This window comes from Paenibacillus sp. HJGM_3, from assembly GCF_045062745.1.
GTDB lineage: Bacteria > Bacillota > Bacilli > Paenibacillales > NBRC-103111 > Paenibacillus_AA.
Genome location: NZ_JBJGED010000031.1, coordinates 76394 through 94127, shown reverse-complemented (window position 1 = coordinate 94127; position 17734 = coordinate 76394). Strand labels below are relative to the sequence as shown.

Annotated in this window: 17 protein-coding genes; 8 read left to right on the top strand and 9 right to left on the bottom strand. The window is 57.4% G+C overall.

What is annotated here, in order from left to right:
- The 4 genes from ACI5FR_RS27580 to ACI5FR_RS27565 all read right to left on the bottom strand — a co-directional run.
- Nucleotides 1–283, bottom strand: a 283-nt coding sequence (locus ACI5FR_RS27580; protein WP_405460502.1) for a MarR family transcriptional regulator, incomplete at its 3' end; no start/stop codon positions are given.
- 449 nt (nucleotides 284–732) lie between these two features.
- Nucleotides 733–1881, bottom strand: a complete 1149-nt coding sequence (locus tag ACI5FR_RS27575) for a glycosyltransferase WbsX family protein (protein WP_405460500.1) — start codon at nucleotides 1879–1881, stop codon at nucleotides 733–735.
- Between the two features lie 147 nt (nucleotides 1882–2028).
- Entirely contained in the window at nucleotides 2029–3564 is a 1536-nt protein-coding gene (locus tag ACI5FR_RS27570; protein WP_405460499.1) for a flotillin lipid rafts scaffold protein FloT, read from the bottom strand.
- Between the two features lie 60 nt (nucleotides 3565–3624).
- The gene (locus ACI5FR_RS27565) at nucleotides 3625–4149 is read right to left on the bottom strand and encodes an NfeD family membrane protein (RefSeq protein ID WP_405460496.1); all 525 of its coding nucleotides are present in this window, start codon (nucleotides 4147–4149) and stop codon (nucleotides 3625–3627) included.
- A 117-nt stretch (nucleotides 4150–4266) separates the two neighbouring features.
- On the opposite strand from ACI5FR_RS27565, the gene ACI5FR_RS27560 reads away from it, so the two are divergent.
- Together ACI5FR_RS27560 and ACI5FR_RS27555 are read left to right on the top strand one after the other, a co-directional pair.
- On the top strand, nucleotides 4267–4890 hold the full coding sequence (locus tag ACI5FR_RS27560; protein WP_405460493.1) for a GNAT family N-acetyltransferase: 624 nt from the start codon (nucleotides 4267–4269) through the stop codon (nucleotides 4888–4890).
- Nucleotides 4891–4911: 21 nt separating this feature from the next.
- Nucleotides 4912–5808: a carbon-nitrogen hydrolase family protein gene (locus ACI5FR_RS27555; protein ID WP_405460490.1), complete on the top strand. Its 897-nt coding sequence runs from the start codon at nucleotides 4912–4914 to the stop codon at nucleotides 5806–5808.
- Here the strand turns inward: ACI5FR_RS27555 and ACI5FR_RS27550 are convergent.
- A complete protein-coding gene (locus ACI5FR_RS27550; protein ID WP_405460488.1) occupies nucleotides 5805–6875 on the bottom strand; it encodes an AI-2E family transporter in 1071 nt (356 codons plus the stop codon). The two genes, ACI5FR_RS27555 and ACI5FR_RS27550, sit on opposite strands and share 4 nt — an antisense overlap.
- A 604-nt stretch (nucleotides 6876–7479) precedes the next feature.
- Between ACI5FR_RS27550 and ACI5FR_RS27545 the strand changes: the two genes are divergently transcribed.
- On the top strand, nucleotides 7480–8514 hold the full coding sequence (locus ACI5FR_RS27545; RefSeq protein ID WP_405460487.1) for an anthranilate phosphoribosyltransferase: 1035 nt from the start codon (nucleotides 7480–7482) through the stop codon (nucleotides 8512–8514).
- 56 nt (nucleotides 8515–8570) lie between these two features.
- On the opposite strand, the gene ACI5FR_RS27540 is transcribed toward ACI5FR_RS27545, so the two are convergent.
- From ACI5FR_RS27540 to ACI5FR_RS27530, 3 genes are all read right to left on the bottom strand, one after another.
- Nucleotides 8571–9095 carry a DUF1854 domain-containing protein gene (locus ACI5FR_RS27540; RefSeq protein WP_405460485.1) on the bottom strand — a complete coding sequence of 175 codons (525 nt, stop codon included), beginning with the start codon at nucleotides 9093–9095 and terminating at the stop codon, nucleotides 8571–8573.
- Complete coding sequence (locus ACI5FR_RS27535) at nucleotides 9095–11293, bottom strand: ABC transporter ATP-binding protein (RefSeq protein WP_405460483.1); 2199 nt, start codon at nucleotides 11291–11293, stop codon at nucleotides 9095–9097. Before ACI5FR_RS27535 ends, ACI5FR_RS27540 begins: the two co-directional genes overlap by 1 nt.
- A 287-nt stretch (nucleotides 11294–11580) precedes the next feature.
- Nucleotides 11581–12147: a pyridoxamine 5'-phosphate oxidase family protein gene (locus ACI5FR_RS27530; protein WP_405460481.1), complete on the bottom strand. Its 567-nt coding sequence runs from the start codon at nucleotides 12145–12147 to the stop codon at nucleotides 11581–11583.
- Between the two features lie 125 nt (nucleotides 12148–12272).
- Between ACI5FR_RS27530 and ACI5FR_RS27525 the strand changes: the two genes are divergently transcribed.
- Genes ACI5FR_RS27525 through ACI5FR_RS27510 form a run of 4 tightly spaced genes read left to right on the top strand, consistent with a single transcriptional unit; the run spans nucleotide 12273 to nucleotide 15894 of the window.
- Nucleotides 12273–12896, top strand: coding sequence for a YhbD family protein (locus tag ACI5FR_RS27525; protein ID WP_405460479.1), 624 nt, complete (start codon nucleotides 12273–12275; stop codon nucleotides 12894–12896).
- 34 nt (nucleotides 12897–12930) lie between these two features.
- Nucleotides 12931–13635, top strand: a complete 705-nt coding sequence (locus ACI5FR_RS27520; protein WP_405460478.1) for a hypothetical protein — start codon at nucleotides 12931–12933, stop codon at nucleotides 13633–13635.
- Nucleotides 13613–14281 carry a hypothetical protein gene (locus ACI5FR_RS27515; RefSeq protein ID WP_405460477.1) on the top strand — a complete coding sequence of 223 codons (669 nt, stop codon included), beginning with the start codon at nucleotides 13613–13615 and terminating at the stop codon, nucleotides 14279–14281. The genes ACI5FR_RS27520 and ACI5FR_RS27515 overlap by 23 nt, the downstream gene beginning before the upstream one ends.
- Nucleotides 14282–14307: 26 nt before the next feature.
- Entirely contained in the window at nucleotides 14308–15894 is a 1587-nt protein-coding gene (locus ACI5FR_RS27510) for an MDR family MFS transporter (protein WP_405460475.1), read from the top strand.
- A gap of 183 nt (nucleotides 15895–16077) precedes the next feature.
- Here the strand turns inward: ACI5FR_RS27510 and ACI5FR_RS27505 are convergent, their stop codons facing one another.
- Nucleotides 16078–16617: a DUF402 domain-containing protein gene (locus ACI5FR_RS27505; protein WP_405460473.1), complete on the bottom strand. Its 540-nt coding sequence runs from the start codon at nucleotides 16615–16617 to the stop codon at nucleotides 16078–16080.
- A 173-nt stretch (nucleotides 16618–16790) separates the two neighbouring features.
- Here ACI5FR_RS27505 and ACI5FR_RS27500 point away from each other — a divergent pair, with 173 nt between their 5' ends.
- Nucleotides 16791–17732: an iron-hydroxamate ABC transporter substrate-binding protein gene (locus ACI5FR_RS27500; RefSeq protein WP_405460471.1), complete on the top strand. Its 942-nt coding sequence runs from the start codon at nucleotides 16791–16793 to the stop codon at nucleotides 17730–17732.
- Nucleotides 17733–17734 lie beyond the last annotated feature (2 nt).

Sequence of the window (17734 nt, the reverse complement as noted above, 5' to 3'; positions counted from 1 at the left end):
TCTCCAGCATCACCACGCGCCGGTCTTCCTCGGTGCGTCCCCGGGTCGCGTACCCGTAACCGGCCAGCTTGTCGGACAATCCGGTCACCGCCCCCGCCGTAATGCCGATCGCCTCGGCCAGGCTCGATACTTTTTGGGGCCCTTCCTGAGCCAATTTCTCGAGAATGTACGCATGCGAGCCCGTGATCGGCTGAGCGCTCTCTTTGTTCCATTCCAGGGACAGCTTCCGGGTTAATTGCCGATATAAGATTTCAAATTCAGTATATTCATGCGGCTCCAACAAAAAGCGCTCATCTCCTTTACCCGCCAAATAATTCAATGGTCCAATCATTTAGTTTCTAAACTATTAGAGATTATACGCATCCCCCTTTTCATTATCAACAAAATTTTGGGTTGTTATAAGAAAGCTTCTGATCGAAGCCTTTCGAGGATGTACATTCGTGCTTTAGCGGTAGCTTTTCTTGCAACACCAGAATTCTTGAGCTTACGCTCAAAACTTATGAATTCTGGTGTTATAATCCAAAAAACCTCTGGAGCAAAATACACTCCAGAGGTCCTTGGTCGTGGCGTTCGGTTTGCCGATTCGGGAGGGCAGACGGAGAAGTTCAAACAGCCGGGTAGAGCTAAGTCCGGCCATTGGGCAGACGAGCTCGAAGCCCAGCTCGCGCAGCTGCTGTTGGAGCCGCGAGCAGGGCGGCGTCGCTGCGCACTTAGCGTAGGACGCGGCAACCCTCACTCCGCTCTTGCTGCCGGATTGGCAAATACATGGCGGAAAGCTTCCAAATACCCCATCCCATACTCCGTGTCCGGCTCCAAATAACTGCCCTCGGTCCATTCGTTCCAAGCATTGACGGTGAATCGTTTAGGCCGGTTCGGACTCTGGTCCAGAAAAGCTTTGACGGCTTGAAGCGACTTCTCCAGCTGGTCCGGCGTATTGCCTTGAAGAATAGAGGTAAAAGGGTAACCGAGCAAATCGTAAGCGTCCGATTGAATGGTCCGTGGACTAGGGTCCCATCCCATCGTTACATTCGGATAGTAAGGCAGCTTATATCGGGCCGAAAACGTCTCGAAGTCCGCTACGTTCGCTTCCCTGTATTCCGTATAGTCGGTAACCGGGAATTTAGGCATTCCTTGATGATGAACCCATACGTAGGAGGTGATGCTGTCAAAGCCCAATTGATCGAGAAGCTCGTTCACATCCGTAATCTTCTCTTCCCCCGGCAAAATGGCTTGGCCCCATACAACGGCGTTCAAATGAAGCTCGCCAAGTCCGGCGGCGCGCACCCGTTGTCTGAACTGATCCAGCGCTGTCCGCGTCGCCTCTACGCTGCCGAAGCTTTTCACAAGGCTCATCAGTTCATAGACGGAAAAATACAAGCCACCGTCTACCCGCCAATAGGAAGGGTGGCAAAAATAAGTGCGAATCATATGCTCCGTGGCCTCCAAGAAGACTGCGGGCGTGACTTGTCCTTTCGCCAAAACGTTATTAGGCCGGCTGCGCTGGGCGGGATGGATGTCCATCCAATCGTGGTTGGCCCACATTAAAGAAAACTTGAGCCGACTATTGTTCTTCGCCCTCAAGAACCCATCTTCCAGCGCACGCTGCAAATAAGGGCCGTCCGTATACCAATACCAGTCGAAAATAAATGCCGTAATCCCATGGTCCGCAGCGGCATCGATTTTACGGGCCATCACTTCCGGGTCGGCTTCGTCCTCATACCCCCACAGCGGCACTTTCGGCTGCCGATGGCCTTCAAAACGCGGGGTCGCGGCCTTCGTCAACTCCCATTCCGTCCACCCTTTGCCGTGCCAACGTTCATTTCGGGCATCGAGATGATAGTTCGGAAAATAATAAGCTGCGATTTCATAAGGATGCGTCAATGCGATCCCTCCTTTTCATTCAGTTTAACAAGGGAACGAAAGACTTCTTTCTAAAATTTTTAGGCAATGTTCGAATATATTTGGCGCTCTGAAACGCGCAGTAAAAAAGCCGGACGCACTTTCGCGTCCAGCTTCTCTTAAATCCTGTTATTCCACAGGCTTCACAGGCGCCGCCGGCGTGGCCGGCACGGCAGGGACAGCCTGGATCGGCGCCGCTGCAGCGCCCGTACCGCCGCTTATTTTGCCGGTAAGCCCTTGGATCAGCTTCTCCACATCGAGCCCCGAGACGCTCTTCAGCATCTCCGGCGCCGTCGCCATCAGCTGCGTCACGTAGTTGCTGACGCGCGCCGCGCCTTCGCCGTGGCCGGTGTCCACGACAGTCAGCTTGTCGATCGCCCCGATCGGCTCGGCGATCTTGCCCGCCAGCTCCGGCAGCATCTTCACGACGATGTCGAGCACCGCCGCCTGGCCGAACTTCTCGAACGCCTGCGCGAGCTTCTCCTTCGCCTCCGCTTCGGCGAGACCGACCAGGCGGATGACCTCCGCTTCCGCCGTCCCCTTCGCCCGCTCGGCGTCCGCCACCGCGAGACCCTCGAGCCGCTTCTGCTCGGCGTTCGCCTTCGCTTCCGCCTCGATCTTGTACTGCATCGCGTCCGCCTCGCGCAGGCGGCGCGCCTTGTCGGCCTCGGCGGCCTGCTCCACCGCATAGCGGTCGGCGTCCGCCTTCTTCTTCACTTCCGCGTCATACTGCTTCTCGCGGCGCAGAATTTCCTTCGTCTCGAGGTCGATCTCCCGCTCTTTGCGGACGATCTCGACCTTCATCTGCTCCTCGACGACGCTTTGCTTCGAACGGGCTTCCTGAATATGGTAGGCCTGATCCGCTTCCGCTTTGGCCATGTCCTGGTCCTTCTTGAAGGAAGCGACCTTCAATTCCTTCTCTCGGTTCGCCTCGGCGATGTTCGTGTCGCGCAGCAGCTCCGCCTTCTGCCCCTCTTCCTCGGCGCGGGCTTTCTGAATCCGCGCGTCCCGGATCGCTTCGGCCTGGGCGATCTCGGCGTCCCGCTTCACGGCGGCGATCCGCGGCTTCCCGAGCGCGTCGAGGTAGCCTTGCTTGTCGCGCACGTCCTTGATCGTGAAGGAGACGATCTGCAGCCCCATCTTCTTCAAGTCCTTGGCCGCAACACCCTGGACCTCCTGGGCGAACTTGTCGCGGTTCCGGTACACTTCCTCCACCGTCATCGAGCCGAGAATGGCGCGCAGATGCCCCTCGAGCACTTCCTGCGCCTCGCTCTTCAGCGCCTCGGCCGGCTTGCCCATGTACTGCTCGGCCGCAGTGGCCACGTCCTCGACCGAACCGCCGATTTTGATAATCGCAACTCCGTCGGCCATAACCGGAACGCCTTGTTCCGTATACACCTCCGGCGTCGAGACGTCGAGCTTATGCGACAGCAGGGATAAGAACTCCGCCCGTTGGAAGATCGGCAAGATGAAGGCGCCGCCTCCCCGGACGATTTTGATCTTCCGACCCGATTCATCGACCATCACATTTTTGCTCCCCAGGAAGGAACCGGTCACGATCATCGCCGCATCCGGGCTGACTGTCTTGTAGCGGGCCCAGAAAGCGAGCCCCAAGACGATAATAACGCCAACCACGATAGAAGGAATGACTAAATATTCAGGCATTCGAAACATTGCTCCTCTCTCTTTGTCTAATCTGATGTTTCTCCGTACCCCATCCCGAGCCTAGTCCAACCTCGATACAAACAGCGTATCCTCGCGGACTTCCACGACAACCACGCGTGAACCGGAAGCGATCGCTTCGCCGTCGAAGCTGGCGGCGATCTGATTCGTATTGGCGGCTCCCATGCGGACCAGCACCTCGCCGTAGCCACGCGACGGAATCGGCACTAGCACCTCTCCGATCTTACCGGACATATCCCGGATGGAGAACCCTGTGGAGTTCTCGCTGTTCAGCATCGGCCTGACGTAGAAGACGTACACCAAGAGACCGAACAGCACGGCCCCAATCACAGCAATCGCGATGTCCAGCACGGCCGCGAGCGCCGCGTAATGCTCCAGCAGCAGTCCGGCTCCGCCGAATACGGTGATCATCGTGACCAGCACCATCGGCTGCAAAAACCGCAACGCGTCCACAGACATAAAGTCCAGTGCCCCGTGCAAAGCCGAGCTGATCAGATCGCCGAACACGACGGTGACGATCGCGAACAGAATTCCGCCGCTCAAACACGCCCAGTAAATCGGCTCCATAGCCCCTCCTCCGTCTGTCCAGATGTTGACATCGCTGCCTAATGTTATATACGCGAAATGTTGACGTTAAGTTTCGTGGTATAATACTCCTATTGGAACCGAGGGAGGGACCCAGCCATGACGTTTACAGTCCGGTGCTACACCGCCGACGATTATGACAGTTTGCTTCTGATCCAGCGGGAAGCGTTCCCGCCGCCTTTTCCCGAAGACCTCTGGTGGTCGCGGGAGCAAATTATCTCACATGTGGAAACGTATCCGGAAGGAGCGATGATCGCGTTATGCGACGGGGAACCGGCAGGCTCGGCCACATCGCTGCTCGTTACATACACAGGAAAGCCCCATACATGGGAAGAAGTGTCCGATCGGGGATTCATCCGGGGGAGCCACGAGCCGAACGGCGACAGCTTGTACGGCATTGACTTGTGCGTAAGGCCGAGCTTCCGGGGAAGAGGCATTGCGCAAGCGCTTTACGAAGCGCGCAAGCAGTTGGTCGTTCGTTCCGGCCTGGTCCGGTTCATGGCGGGATGCCGAATCCCGGGATATGGCGCCATCGCCGATCAGATGGACGCCGAGGAATATGTGAGGCAAGTCGCCTCGGGGACGCGGCGCGACCTCGTGCTGAGCTTCATGCTCAAGCAGGGCATGCGCCCGCTGCAAGTGCTGGACGGCTACTTGGACGATGAAGAATCGAACCACAAAGCGGTCCTCGTAGAGTGGCCCAACCCCCACCTTGATACATAACGAAGGAGGTCAATGAACCAGATGTCAGTTATTCCATCAATCGCAACAGGCAGCACAGTCGCTGTCGTGCAATATGCCATAGGGCCGCTGAAGAGCGAGCGCGCCTATTGGAGCCGCATTCGCCGCTATATCGACCGCGCCGTCCGTCAGCACGTCAAGCTCGTCGTATTCCCGGAATACCTCACCGGGCATTTGCTCGCCCTGCATCCGACAGTCTCGAACGCAGAAGCCTGTGAAATTTTGCACGGCTATACGGACGCCTACATGGAGCATTTCTCCGCCTGGAGCCGGGAGACCGGGCTGCTGCTCCTGGCCGGGACGCACATTCACCGCGAGGGAGCACCGGCGGGACGTTATTACAACGAAGCGTTCCTGTTCTTCCCCGACGGGCGCATCGAACGGCATAAGAAAGTGCATCTCACTCCTGAGGAGCAGCGCGCCTGGCCGCTCGACCCAGGGGACCGGTTCGATGTTTTCGAGACACCGCTCGGGAAGATCGGCATCCAAATCTGTTACGACATCGAGTTCCCGGAAGGGACGCGGCTGCAGGCGGATCGGGGCGCCGAGCTCATCTTGTGCCCTTCCTACACCGACGCGGCGGCCGGCTACTACCGGGTCCGGAACTGCAGCCAAGCCCGCGCCGTCGAGAATCAGCTCTATGTCGCGCTGAGCGGCATCGTCGGCAGCATGCCGGACGTCGCCCAAGTCGATGCCGGCTACTGCCAAGCCGGCGTGTTCGCACCATGCGACCGACCGTTCCCGCCGGACGGCATTCTCGCGCTGGGCGCGGTGAACCGAAGCGCCGTCGCATTGGCGCCGGCCGACCTCGAGCAGCTGCGGCTGAACCGCACCGAGGGCGGCGTCGCGCCGTTCTACGACCGCCGGCCGGACGTATACACCGCCGCAGCGAAGCGCTAAGTGCGCTTGCGCTGCATGTAGTACGCCATTAGGTGCTGGGCGAGCACCTTCAACACCGCGAGTATCGGGACCGCCAGGATCATCCCCACGATGCCGGACAGCTCCCCTCCGACGAGCAGCGCAAGGATGATCGTCATCGGATGCAGATGCGTCGTCCGTCCGACGACCTGCGGCGAGATGACGTTGCCTTCGAGAATTTGGACGAGCAGATTGATGACCGCTACCAGCAGCACCATTTTGATCGAGATCGTCGTTGCCATAATCAGCGCCGGAGCGGCCCCGAAGAACGGGCCCATGTACGGAATAATGTTGAACAGCGCCACGATGCTGGCGAGCAGCAGCGGATAGGGCATCCCGATCGCCCAATACCCGATGTAGGCCAGAATACCAACAAGAACGCAGACGATGAACTGGCCCCGCACATAGTTGCCGAGCGCCGTATCGATGTCCTTCACCAGCTTGATTACGCTCATGCGCCGCCCTTTCGGAACAAATGTGAGTACCGTTTTCTCGATCAGTTGAAAATCCTTCAGCATATAGAACGCCAGGAAAGGGACGATAAAAGCGATGAGCAGCATATTGATCGTCGTCCCAATCCCGTTCGCCATATTCGTGATCGCGGCCGAGAAGTTGTCCTCCAGCTTAACGAGCGCCTTCTCGAGCCCGGTACGCACGCTCTCCGGGATAAGCCGATTGTCGTTCAAGCCGTCGTACAGCCCTTGTGCGCGCATAGTCAGCTCCGGCATATGCTCATTCATTTCCTTTAGCTGCTCCATGAACATGGGGATCAGATTCATCAGGATGACGATAACGCAGGTGACGAACACGGCATAGATGAGCAGCACCGCCATTGTACGCGGCACCTTGCGATGATTGAGCATGTTCACAATCGGATTCAGCACGTACGAGATGATGACCGCAATGAGAAAGGGCGCGAGCACCGCCTTAAGAAACCCATAGGTCGTCGCCACCATGGGCTTGATCTGCTGCAGCATGAACAGAATGAGCAAGCCGAGCAGCACATACACAAGCCCGGCGAACAACCTGCTCTTCGTAAATTTATCCATGGCACCGCCTCCCTCCCCCTACAGTATATGTACAACCCCGGCTCGTTCATTCAACGGGCTGGCGGTCCCATCGCAAAAATCGGACAAAAAAAAGGGCCCGGCCTTAAGGGCCGGGCAAGAGCTGAAGTAGTCCTGGGGTATGGTCGGACAGCTTCACGATAGGGAGTCCCGGCGCTAACCGGGATGGGTGGGGGAGCAGATGGATGGACCTAAGTCATCCACACGCTCCACTCGAACGGCGCATAGCTTGCACTCCGGCATGCCGCTCATCGGAATGAGCATGTTGACGGATCTCGGTCGTCGTTCCAGTGGAACGGGACAAACACGGTTGTCTGATGGATCGACTCGTTTCGGTAGGCCTTCCGTTCCTCAATGTTAGAAATCATGACAAATTGTGTTGATGACGATTGCTCGAACGGACCGTCGAATGAGTTCCGTTAAACCAAGTATACGAAAAAACTGATCGTACGTCAACTAATATAACACACAAAACCTTTGTAAGGTCATTTCTGTCATAAAATCGACAAATCTGATGATTTTATGTTATATTTATTAACATAACCAAGTTAAGCGCTGGCATCCACGGGAGAGAAGGAACAGGAGCATGTTAGACTTGATCCAAGAAGCCGGGAGAGGAAAACGAGGCAACAAACCTTTGACCTATGAGGAAGCGAGCCGCGCTGCCGACAGCATTCTGGACGGACACGCAACCCCTGCCCAGACCGCTGCCTTCCTGACGGCCCAATCCATTAAACCGGAGTCGGCGCCTCAACAGGCCGCTTTCATCGACGCACTGAGGCGCCGAGCGTTCAAGCACCCGATCGGAGGCAGCATCGACTTCGCCGGTACGTCTTATGGAAGGAGCCGCGCGTTCCTGGCCGCCCTTCCCTCCGCCTTCGTCCTGAACGCCTGCCGGTTGCCCGTGACGCTGCACGGCGGAGCGTCGTTACAGGGCGTCCAGGGCAAACCGCGCAGTACACTGACCGACATCTTCGGCATCTGGGGAATTGACGTGGATTCGATTCCGCGCGAGGCCTGGATCGCAGGCGCGCAGGAGAGCGGACTGCTGTTCGTGCAGGCGGAGCAATGGTGCCCGCCCTTGAGCACGCTTCGGGCGCTGCGGCAGGAAATCGGCATCCGGACCGTGTTCGATACGGCCGAACGGCTGCTCCGCCCGGCCGACTCCGTCTGCATGGCCTATGGCGTAGCCTCGGCCGGCGGTTTCGACAAGGCGGCCGAGCTGCTGCAATCGGTCGGCGTGCAGCGGGCGCTTCTGGCCGTAGCCGCGGATGGCGCAGATGACGTGCCGACAGACCGTCGCACCCGAATTTACATGATGCACGACGGCGTCATGGACCTGCACGTCATCGATCCGCACACGTTCGGGCTTCACGGGCCGCTGCCCGAGTCGACGTGGACCGCCGAGCTGCAAGCCCATACCGTGCTCGACGTCCTGCAAGGCCGCGCCGCCGGGCAGCTCCGCAACGCCGTCATCTTGAACAGCGCCCTGAGGCTCTGGGTCGCGGAGCGGACGGTGTCGATCGAGGAAGGGATCGACTACGCCAAGTACGCGCTGGATCAAGGCATCGCGTGGAAATATTACTTGAAGTGGCGCGACGGCATCGGCGCCCCGCTGTAATAGAAAACAACCCCAGGTTCGTCAGACAGAACCTACGGGGTTGTATCGCTCAACGATTATATAATTCGAGATAAAATCTTCCGGCTGTTCGCGTCCAGCGCCTCGATGCTGAAAATCTCGCAGCGGTTGCCGTCGATATCGGACAGCAGCAGCCGGTCGCTGCCGATCGCCTGAATGTGCTCGTGCAGGTTGCGCATCGACATCTTGATCGGGCCGAGCGTCGTCTGCAGATCCCACACCCACATCCCCGGATATTGCTTGATGCGAACTATACTCGTGACCGAGGGGACGAGGTAACGGAGCTTCAGCTCCTTCCTCGCCTCCGCCTGGCTCTCCGGATCGAGATCGGACAGCCGCTCGAGCACGCCGATCTCCTCGCCTTTGCCGCTTCGGACCGACAAGTACTGCTCATGCCGGGACAGCGGGTACGTCCGGTACAGCAGCACTTCCGGATGCCGCTCTTCTTTGTATTCCAGCGTCAGAACGCCGCCGTCGCTTCTACGGAAGCGTAGGTCCGCCGGCTCCAGCAGCCGAATCTCGTAGGACGTTTCCGCCGGTGATACCGGTTGCGTCGATTCCATCAGCTCTGCACCCCTCTGATCTTCGATATTTCCTTCTGCGCCTCTACCAGCTTATAGTAAACGCCTTTCAGCTCCAGCAGCTCTTCATGCGTCCCGGTCTCGGCGATGCTTCCCTTGTCGAGCACGACGAGCCGGTCCGCTTCCCGCAGCGTCGACAGCCGGTGGGCGATCGCGAATGTCGTCCGCCCTTTCACGAGCCGGGCGATCGCCTCCTGGATTTGCCGCTCCGTCTCAGTGTCGACCGATGCGGTCGCTTCGTCGAGGATGAGGATGCGCGGGTCATGTACGATGGCGCGGGCAATCGCGATCCGCTGCTTCTCTCCGCCGGACAGCCGATGGCCGCGCTCTCCCACCTTCGTGTCGTAGCCGTCCGGCATCCGCACGATGAAATCGTGGGCGTTCGCGATCTTCGCAGCCCGCATAATGTCGAGCGGCGAAGCGTCAGGCTTCGAATACGCGATGTTCTCGGCGACCGTCCCGTCGAACAGGAACGTCTCCTGCAGCACGACTCCGATCTGACGGCGCAAATCTTCCTGGTCAATGTGGCGCAGGTCGATGCCGTCCATCGTGATCGAGCCTTGATCAGGATCGTAGAACCGGCAGATCATATTGATCAGCGTCGACTTGCCGGCGCCGGAATGGCCGACCAAGCCGATCATTTCGCCCGGCTCGACGGTAAGGCTGACGTTCTTCAGCACCGGGTGATGCTTCTCGTACCCGTATGTAACCTTGGACAGCTCGACCCGGCCTTGCACCCGCGGGATCGAGACCGCATCCTTGGCCGTCGGTACTTCGGAAGGCGTATCCATAATCTCGAACACCCGATCGGCGGCGGACAGCGCCCGGCTCGTCCAGTTCATCGCCTGGCTAAACCATTGCAGCGGCCCGAAGAACATGCCCAGGTAAGCGATGAACGCCATGAGCGTCCCTAGCGACATCTGGTCGTCGATGACGTCCCATCCTCCGAAATACCAGACGAGCAGCGCACCTGAAGTCGTGATGAGCGAGAACACGGGGAAGACGCCCTGCCAAATCCCCTCCATCCGGATCGTCTGGTGCACAAGCGACTGATTAGCAGTACCATACCTGTCTTTCTCTGCGTATTCTTGCCCGAATGCCTTCACGACCCGGATGCCTTGCAGCGCATCGCCGACCAGCATATTGATCCGGTTCACCGCCCGCCATTGCCGGTACCAGAGGTTGCGGATCGTCGGCCAGATCGTGAGCGAGGCGATGACGATGAGCGGCGTCGGCAAGAGCGCAAGCAGCGTCATCTTCCAGCTCAAGCTCAGCATCATAGTGACGATTGAGACGAGCATGAGCACTTGCCCGGAGATCCAGACGACCCCGTCGGTCAAAAACTGGCGCATCGCCTCCGAGTCGCTGTTGATCCGGCCGATAAATTGCGACGTCTGCCGGCGGTCGAAAAAGCTGAGCGATAAGTTCATCAGAGACTGGTACGTATCCTTGCGGATATCGCCCATAATTTTGCTGCCGACCCACACCCCGATATAGCCTCGCAGCGTCTGCATCAAACTCAGCATGAGCCGCGTGCCGGCCAGACCGATCACGAGCCACAGCAGCGTATGGCCGATCGTTTTGGGCTGCAGCACGTCATCCACGATAACCTTGGTCAAATAGGGGGGAATGAGCTCCATCACAGTCGCCACCATCAGCATGAGCGCCGCCGATATCATGTGCACCTTGTACGGCTTCGCGTAGGCGAGCAGCCGGGACACGACCTTCCCCTTATCCATACACGTCGGACACAGGTTCGTTCCGTCCGGGATGCGGCTCTGGCATGTGGGGCATACCTTAAGCGTATCCTTGGAGGAAGGCATCGGGAGCTCTTCCTGCTTGATAACCGCTTGAATCAGCTTCGCGGCGAAGCCCATTCGGCCGTTCAGTGCCGATGTATAGCGGGCGACGACGATCGGACCCTCCTCCGAATCGACGATCAGAGCGCCCCCGCCGATCGAGGATACCAGTCGCGCTTCCTTCAATACGGCCATTTGCAGCACCCTTACGGCCGAATCCCCTTCGACCAAGATTTCGACCCGATCCCGGTACACCGTCACCTGCCCTTCAACCGGCGCCCCGTCCGCCCCGATATCGAATCGAACGTTCAATAGCGGCTCTGGCTCTGTAGCCTCGAGCGACTCCGGTCCGCGCCTAACCTGCGGCTCCATAATACTCATAGCACCACTCCCACCCCAAAATCGAACAATTGTTCGTTTGGCTGATATTTCCTTATTGTAACGTAAGGTGGGAGAAACAGGAATACGTTTTTCACGAAAAGTTGAAATAAAACTAAACTTTCCACCTAGAGAGATCGAACCGCACGATAGGCGCTCGATTACACTTTTTGCCTCTTATAAGCACGATCCCTTTCTCTCAGAAATGAGATGGTTAACCATGGACCCAAAACAAAAAAGCTCGAGCGGGATCCGCCCGAACTTCTGCCTGCCAAACTGCAACTATACAGCTATTCGCCGTTCATGTGTTTATGCCGTTCCCCGAGCGGGGTCAGTACGCCGTCCATGCTGAAGGTGTTTTTCTCCTGCCGATACTGGACGAGGCCGTCCTCACCTTTTTGCACCGCCCACCGATGAAGCGCTTCTCGCTCGCCGGAATATGAGAAGAACGGAATGCTGTAGCCGCACGAGGTCTTGACCTCGCTCACGTCAATCGCGATGATCTGGCGGGCGCCGGGAAGCGGGTCGAAGCGTTCCGCATACGACGCCCAGTCCGGATCCCCAGGCAGGATCACGCGTCCTGAGCCATACAGGCGCATAATGTTAGGGGCACCCTCGAATGCCACGAACATGATGGTGATACGGCCGTCTTCGGCGAGATGCGCGCTCGTCTCGTTCCCGCTCCCGGTCAAATCCATGTAGGCTACTTCCGTGGGAGACAAGATGCGGAACGTATCGTAGCCTTTGGGAGAAATGTTGATGTGACGGCCTTGCGCGGCGGTGCCGACGAAGAATAAATGCTGCTTCTCAATAAACGCGATATGCTCGGGTGTAAGCGATTCGAACCGTTTTCCCATAAGGGCTCACCTCTTGGCACTCATTATACCGTAAGCGGCCGGAAAGAAATATATAAATAATGTTCGATTTTTGATTTACAACGTAACAGTGTTATGTTATATTCGGTTTACGGAGGTGCCGTAACATGGATCCAACATTAATCTCCAAAAAAGAGCTGCTCGAAACATGCGGAATCTCATACGGCCAATTGTACCGCTGGAAACGGAAGCAGCTTATTCCGGAAGAATGGTTCATTCGCAAATCTACCTTTACCGGACAAGAAACGTTTTTCCCTCGGGAGCTCATCCTCGAGCGCATAGACAAAATCATCAACATGAAGGAGGATTTGTCCCTCGACCAGCTGGCCGATAAGCTGTCCCCGGACTTGTTCGGCCTGGAGATGCGCAAAAGCGAGCTTTTGGAACGTAACATTGTTTCGAAAATTGTGATGGATCGTTACACAGCAAACGAACCGAACGAAACAGTGTTCTCCTTCGATCTCATTTTGACGCTGTACACCGTAGACCAGTTGCTGCAAACCGGCGAGATGAGTTTGGATGAGGGCGCCATCCTCGTACAGACGATGCGAGACCACTTGGGCAAGTTCGAAGGCAAGCCATGCGATCTGTTGTTCATCCGCAAGATGGGCATGTCCTGGTTCGCCTTGATCACCGCCGCGTCCGACATCTACCTCGAGAGCGGGGCGAAGCTGATCGTGCGCTACCCGCTCGGAGAGCGCATGGAGCGATTAAAGGAAAAGCTGGCTTAACGCCGGCATAAGTCTGGAAAGGAGCATGACGAACATGAACAAGATGATCATCTCGGGCGAGCTGACCATCAACGGGATCGGGGGCGCGGCGGGCGGTCGCTACTCCCGCGTCGATATTAACGGCGTCGGCACGCTGAACGGCGATATCGAGGCCGATACCTTTCGGTCGAACGGCCATCTCAAAGCCCGCGGCTCGATCGTGGCGAACCGGCTGCAGAGTGACGGCACGATGCGGATCGACGGCTCGCTGCGTACCGAGCATGGCCGGGTGAACGGAACGGTGAAGGTGAAAGAGTCGGTTACCGGAGAGCTGCTCGAGATGCACGGCATCCTCACGATCGCGGACGATTGCGAGCTCGAGCATCTGAAGCTGCACGGCGTCTTCACGATCGGCGGCCTCTTGAATGCCGGACGGCTCGACCTGGACATTTTCGCGAGGTGTCAAGCGCGCGAGATCGGCGGGGAGATTATCCGCGTCCGCAAGACGAGCGGCGGGAAGTGGAAAAACTTATGGAAACGGCTTATCCCCGCGTTCGTACCCGAACTGCATGTGAGCGTAGTAGAAGGCGACGACATCGAGCTGGAAGCTACCACCGCCTCCATCGTGCGAGGCAAACGGATAATAATCGGCAAAGGTTGCTCCATCGGCAGGGTCGAATACAGCGAACAGCTGCAAGTGCTGCCGGGAGCGAAAGTCGGAGAGGAGATCAATATCAATGGCAACTCCAGCTTTGCATGATATGAAGCTAGTAGGCTCGACCTCGTCGGCCGGCGGCCAGTTCCGCAACATTAAGATTACGGGCGATTGCGCCATGTCGAGCGACGTCACGGCGGACTCCTTCCATCTCACCGGCGAGGTAGCCGTGCAAGGGCAGCTCAGCGTGCAATTATTGAAGATGACGGGACAATGCCGGGTAAGCGGCGCCATCCGGGCCGACCGCATCCAAGGCGTCGGCGAATTGAGCGCAGAGTCCATCCGAGGCGGTCAAGTCAAGCTGTCCGGGCATATCCGGACGGAGCACAGCTGCGAGGCGGAGACGCTTAAGCTTCTCGGTTGGATCGAGGTCGGCGAATTGATCAATGCGGAGTCGCTGACGCTCGATCTGCATGGGCGTTGCCGGGCTCAAGAAATTGGGGGCGGAACGATCATCGTGAAACGAAGCTCGCTGACGAAGATCAGCAATTTGTTCTCGATGAAAGAGCCCGGGACGCTGAAGGCCGAGCTCATCGAGGGGGATGTCGTGCATCTGGAGCATGTTACCGCCGATATCGTCCGGGGGGCCAGGGTCACACTCGGTCCGGGGTGCAAGATCGGACGGGTGGAATATCGCGAAGCGCTGGAGCGCCATCCGAAATCCGAAATCGGCACCGAAGTGCGCATTTAGTCTATCAGGGAGAGAGGAACCATACGATGACTATCGTTTCGAATAAAATCGGCATCGTCATTACCGGCCTGCTGCTCAGCATCTTGATGGGCGCCATGGACAATACGATCGTGGCGACCGCTATGGGGAATATTATCGGCGACTTGGGCGGCCTGGATAAATTCGTCTGGGTCACGTCCGCCTACATGGTCGCGGAGATGGCCGGCATGCCGATTTTCGGCAAACTGTCCGACATGTATGGGCGCAAACGATTTTTCATCTTCGGCATGATCGTCTTCATGCTCGGTTCCGTCCTGTGCGGCATGGCCACCACCATCACCCAGCTGGCCCTCTTCCGGGCAGTCCAGGGCATCGGCGGCGGTGCGCTCATTCCGGTCGCGTTTACGATTATGTTAGACGCCGTGCCGACCGAGATGCGGGGCAAGCTGGGCGGGTTGTTCGGCGCCGTCTTCGGCATGTCGAGCATTTTCGGACCTCTGCTCGGTGCCTACATCACGGATCATCTCGCCTGGAACTGGGTGTTCTATATCAATCTGCCGCTCGGCATCGTCGCATTCAGCTTGATCGCCTTCTTTTACAAGGAATCGCCCATGCATTCGAAGCAGCGAATCGATTGGCTGGGGGCAACCACCCTGGTCGGCGCCGTCATCTGCCTGATGTTCGCCCTGGAGCTTGGCGGCAAAACCTATGCCTGGGACTCAGCCGCCATTCTCAGCTTGTTCGGCGGATTCACCGTACTGGCGGTTGTGTTCCTCATCGCCGAGACGAAGGCCGAGGAGCCGATTATCTCGTTCGGCCTGTTCAAGCAGCAGCTGTACGCCACGAGCATCTTAAGCGCTTTGTTCAGCGGAGCGGCCTTCATCGTCGCATCCATCTATATCCCGATTTTCATTCAAGGCGTACTCGGCGGCACCGCCACCAACTCTGGACTCGTCCTGCTGCCCATGATGCTCGGCACGGTAGTCACGGCAACTACGGGCGGGTTCTTGATGACCAAAGTCTCGTACCGCGCGATCATGATTCCGAACTTCATCATTCTCGTTGTCGGCACGCTGCTCGTGACTACGCTCGGCCCGTCTTCATCGCGGCTGACCGTTACACTCTTCATGATTCTGATCGGGCTCGGCATCGGCGCTTCCTTCTCGGTACTCGGCAATGCGGCCATTCACGGGTTAAGCGCACGCCAACGCGGCTCGGCCAGCGCGACACTCAACTTCATCCGTTCGCTCGGCATGACGATCGGTATTACGGTGTTCGGCATCGTGCAAAGCCACAGCTTCGCGAACAAGCTGAAGAGCGCATTCCAGGGAGCGGACGGCAGCCAGGGACAGCTCCCGCCGGCATTCGGCTCCGGGGCTGACGCGCACACGCTGCTCGATCCGGCCGCCCGGGCGAACATTCCGCCTAATGTGCTGGAGCTCATCACGAACCATCTGTCGGGATCGATCACATACACGTTCGCCTGGGCGATTATCCCGGCCGCTCTTGCCCTTACCACCGCTCTTTTCATGGGAAGATCCCGCTTCGATCCGAAGGAGCAAGCTGCATTGGAAGCCGGTTCCGAGGTCCCCCCGGAGCGGACGCAAGAAAAGGCTCGTACGGCTACAGTATAACGTCTTCTGTTAGGCGCGTGGGGAGGGCAGGCAGAGGGGTTCCGACCGCTGTTGAAATCTTATGCTTTGATTTGGTAATTCTGCCTGCCCTCTTTTCCCTCACACAGACGCGGTAAGAACCGAATGCCTACAAACTTTTTATAAGCAAATACCCAGCCGCCGTGGCTGGGTATTTTTAATGTGTCAGCGCCCAATCGGGTCGAGATGAGACCGGATCGCCTCATGACCAAGGAAGCTCTCCGAGTCCAGCAGCAGTTGGGGCAGCAGCAGATCGATCTCGCCCAACAACGAATGCAGCGCCCGGTTAGCGAGTCCTTCCTCGAATTCCTCAAGCGGCTCGGGCAGCTCCTCCTCGTCCAGCACATAGCGCTCGCCGGCAGGCAGCAGCAGCACGTCCACGATCAAATCCTCGAACGAGACTTCCGTCTCCGTCAGCACCGTGTTCCGCACGATGTTGAAGTAAGCCCCGATGTACGTCCCGCCGGCATCGCGCCATACATACACGTTATACGGCCGGTCCGTCCAATAATACGCAATCGTGTAGCTCCCGTTCGGCAAGATCAGCTTACGATCCTCTGCCCCATAGGCGACGGAGAAGGACTTGGTGATCGGATAGAACAACACCGCCCGGTTGTCCTCGCGCTCCAGTAAGATACATTCATAATCGACGACGGATCCGTCGTACTTGATCTTGCGCTCCAGCATCGTGTTCACCTGCTTCATTCAGTGTCCATACCCCGATTATACGGGGGATTGAACGCCATCACCACCTTTACTCCTCCTCCAAGGATTCAGATTTATGCTTGACAACGAGGGAAATAGCGATTATTTTATTACATGTTAATGATATTGATAATCATTATCAATACAACTTGAACAAAAGGAGCCCTATTTTCATGAGAAAATTTCTGTTTTACCTTTCCTTAGCCGCCCTCTTCACTTTAAGCGCCTGCAGTTCCTCCTCCTCCTCGAATGGCGCCGGCAGTTCTACCCCTCCATCCCCTTCCGCGAACGGAACCAAGTCCGGCACGGTTACATATCAAGCGGAAACCGGTCCGGTCCAAGTACCCGCCAACCCTCAACGCGTCGTCGTTCTGTCCACATTCGCCGGGAACGTCATGTCGCTGGGAGTTCCTCTTGTCGGAGTCGACTCTTGGTCGAAAATGAACCCCCGCTTCGAAACCGGCCTCAAGAACGTGCAAGAGGTGTCGGACGAGAATCTGGAGAAAATCATCGAGCTGAATCCCGATCTCATCATCGGCCTCTCGACGATTAAGAATGTGGACAAGCTGAAGTCGATCGCCCCTACCGTCACTTTCACTTACGGCAAACTGGACTACTTGACCCAGCACCTGGAGATCGGTAAATTGCTCGGCAAAGAGAAGGAAGCCAAGGCTTGGATCGACGATTTCAAAAAACGGGCCGCGCAAGCGGGCAAGGACATTCAAGCGAAAATCGGCGAGAACGCCACCGTATCGGTGATTGAGAACTTCGACAAGCAGCTGTACGTGTTCGGCGATAACTGGGGCCGGGGAACCGAGATCCTGTATCAGGAAATGAAGCTGAAGATGCCGGCCAAAGTAAAGGAGATGGCGCTCAAAGACGGTTATTACGCCTTGTCCGCCGAGGTGCTGCCACAATTCGCCGGCGATTACCTCATCATCAGCAAGAACAAGGACGGCGACACTGCGTTCCAGCAAACCGAGACGTACAAGAACATTCCGGCTGTCAAAAACAATCGGGTGTTCGAAGCGAATGCGAAGGAGTTTTATTTCAACGATCCGCTCACCTTAGATCTCCAGCTGGACTTCTTCCTCAAGAGCTTCCTGGGTAAATAAGG

Excerpts from the sequence above, each read along its gene's own strand:
- ACI5FR_RS27510 (WP_405460475.1), top strand. The coding sequence starts at position 14,308 with ATGACTATCGTTTCGAATAAAATCGGCATCGTCATTACCGGCCTGCTG.
- ACI5FR_RS27535 (WP_405460483.1), bottom strand. The coding sequence starts at position 11,293 with ATGAGTATTATGGAGCCGCAGGTTAGGCGCGGACCGGAGTCGCTCGAG.
- ACI5FR_RS27550 (WP_405460488.1), bottom strand. The coding sequence starts at position 6,875 with ATGGATAAATTTACGAAGAGCAGGTTGTTCGCCGGGCTTGTGTATGTG.
- ACI5FR_RS27560 (WP_405460493.1), top strand. The coding sequence starts at position 4,267 with ATGACGTTTACAGTCCGGTGCTACACCGCCGACGATTATGACAGTTTG.
- ACI5FR_RS27515 (WP_405460477.1), top strand. The coding sequence starts at position 13,613 with ATGGCAACTCCAGCTTTGCATGATATGAAGCTAGTAGGCTCGACCTCG.
- ACI5FR_RS27520 (WP_405460478.1), top strand. The coding sequence starts at position 12,931 with ATGAACAAGATGATCATCTCGGGCGAGCTGACCATCAACGGGATCGGG.
- ACI5FR_RS27545 (WP_405460487.1), top strand. The coding sequence starts at position 7,480 with ATGTTAGACTTGATCCAAGAAGCCGGGAGAGGAAAACGAGGCAACAAA.
- ACI5FR_RS27540 (WP_405460485.1), bottom strand. The coding sequence starts at position 9,095 with ATGGAATCGACGCAACCGGTATCACCGGCGGAAACGTCCTACGAGATT.
- ACI5FR_RS27505 (WP_405460473.1), bottom strand. The coding sequence starts at position 16,617 with ATGAAGCAGGTGAACACGATGCTGGAGCGCAAGATCAAGTACGACGGA.
- ACI5FR_RS27565 (WP_405460496.1), bottom strand. The coding sequence starts at position 4,149 with ATGGAGCCGATTTACTGGGCGTGTTTGAGCGGCGGAATTCTGTTCGCG.
- ACI5FR_RS27525 (WP_405460479.1), top strand. The coding sequence starts at position 12,273 with ATGGATCCAACATTAATCTCCAAAAAAGAGCTGCTCGAAACATGCGGA.
- ACI5FR_RS27555 (WP_405460490.1), top strand. The coding sequence starts at position 4,912 with ATGTCAGTTATTCCATCAATCGCAACAGGCAGCACAGTCGCTGTCGTG.
- ACI5FR_RS27500 (WP_405460471.1), top strand. The coding sequence starts at position 16,791 with ATGAGAAAATTTCTGTTTTACCTTTCCTTAGCCGCCCTCTTCACTTTA.
- ACI5FR_RS27530 (WP_405460481.1), bottom strand. The coding sequence starts at position 12,147 with ATGGGAAAACGGTTCGAATCGCTTACACCCGAGCATATCGCGTTTATT.
- ACI5FR_RS27570 (WP_405460499.1), bottom strand. The coding sequence starts at position 3,564 with ATGCCTGAATATTTAGTCATTCCTTCTATCGTGGTTGGCGTTATTATC.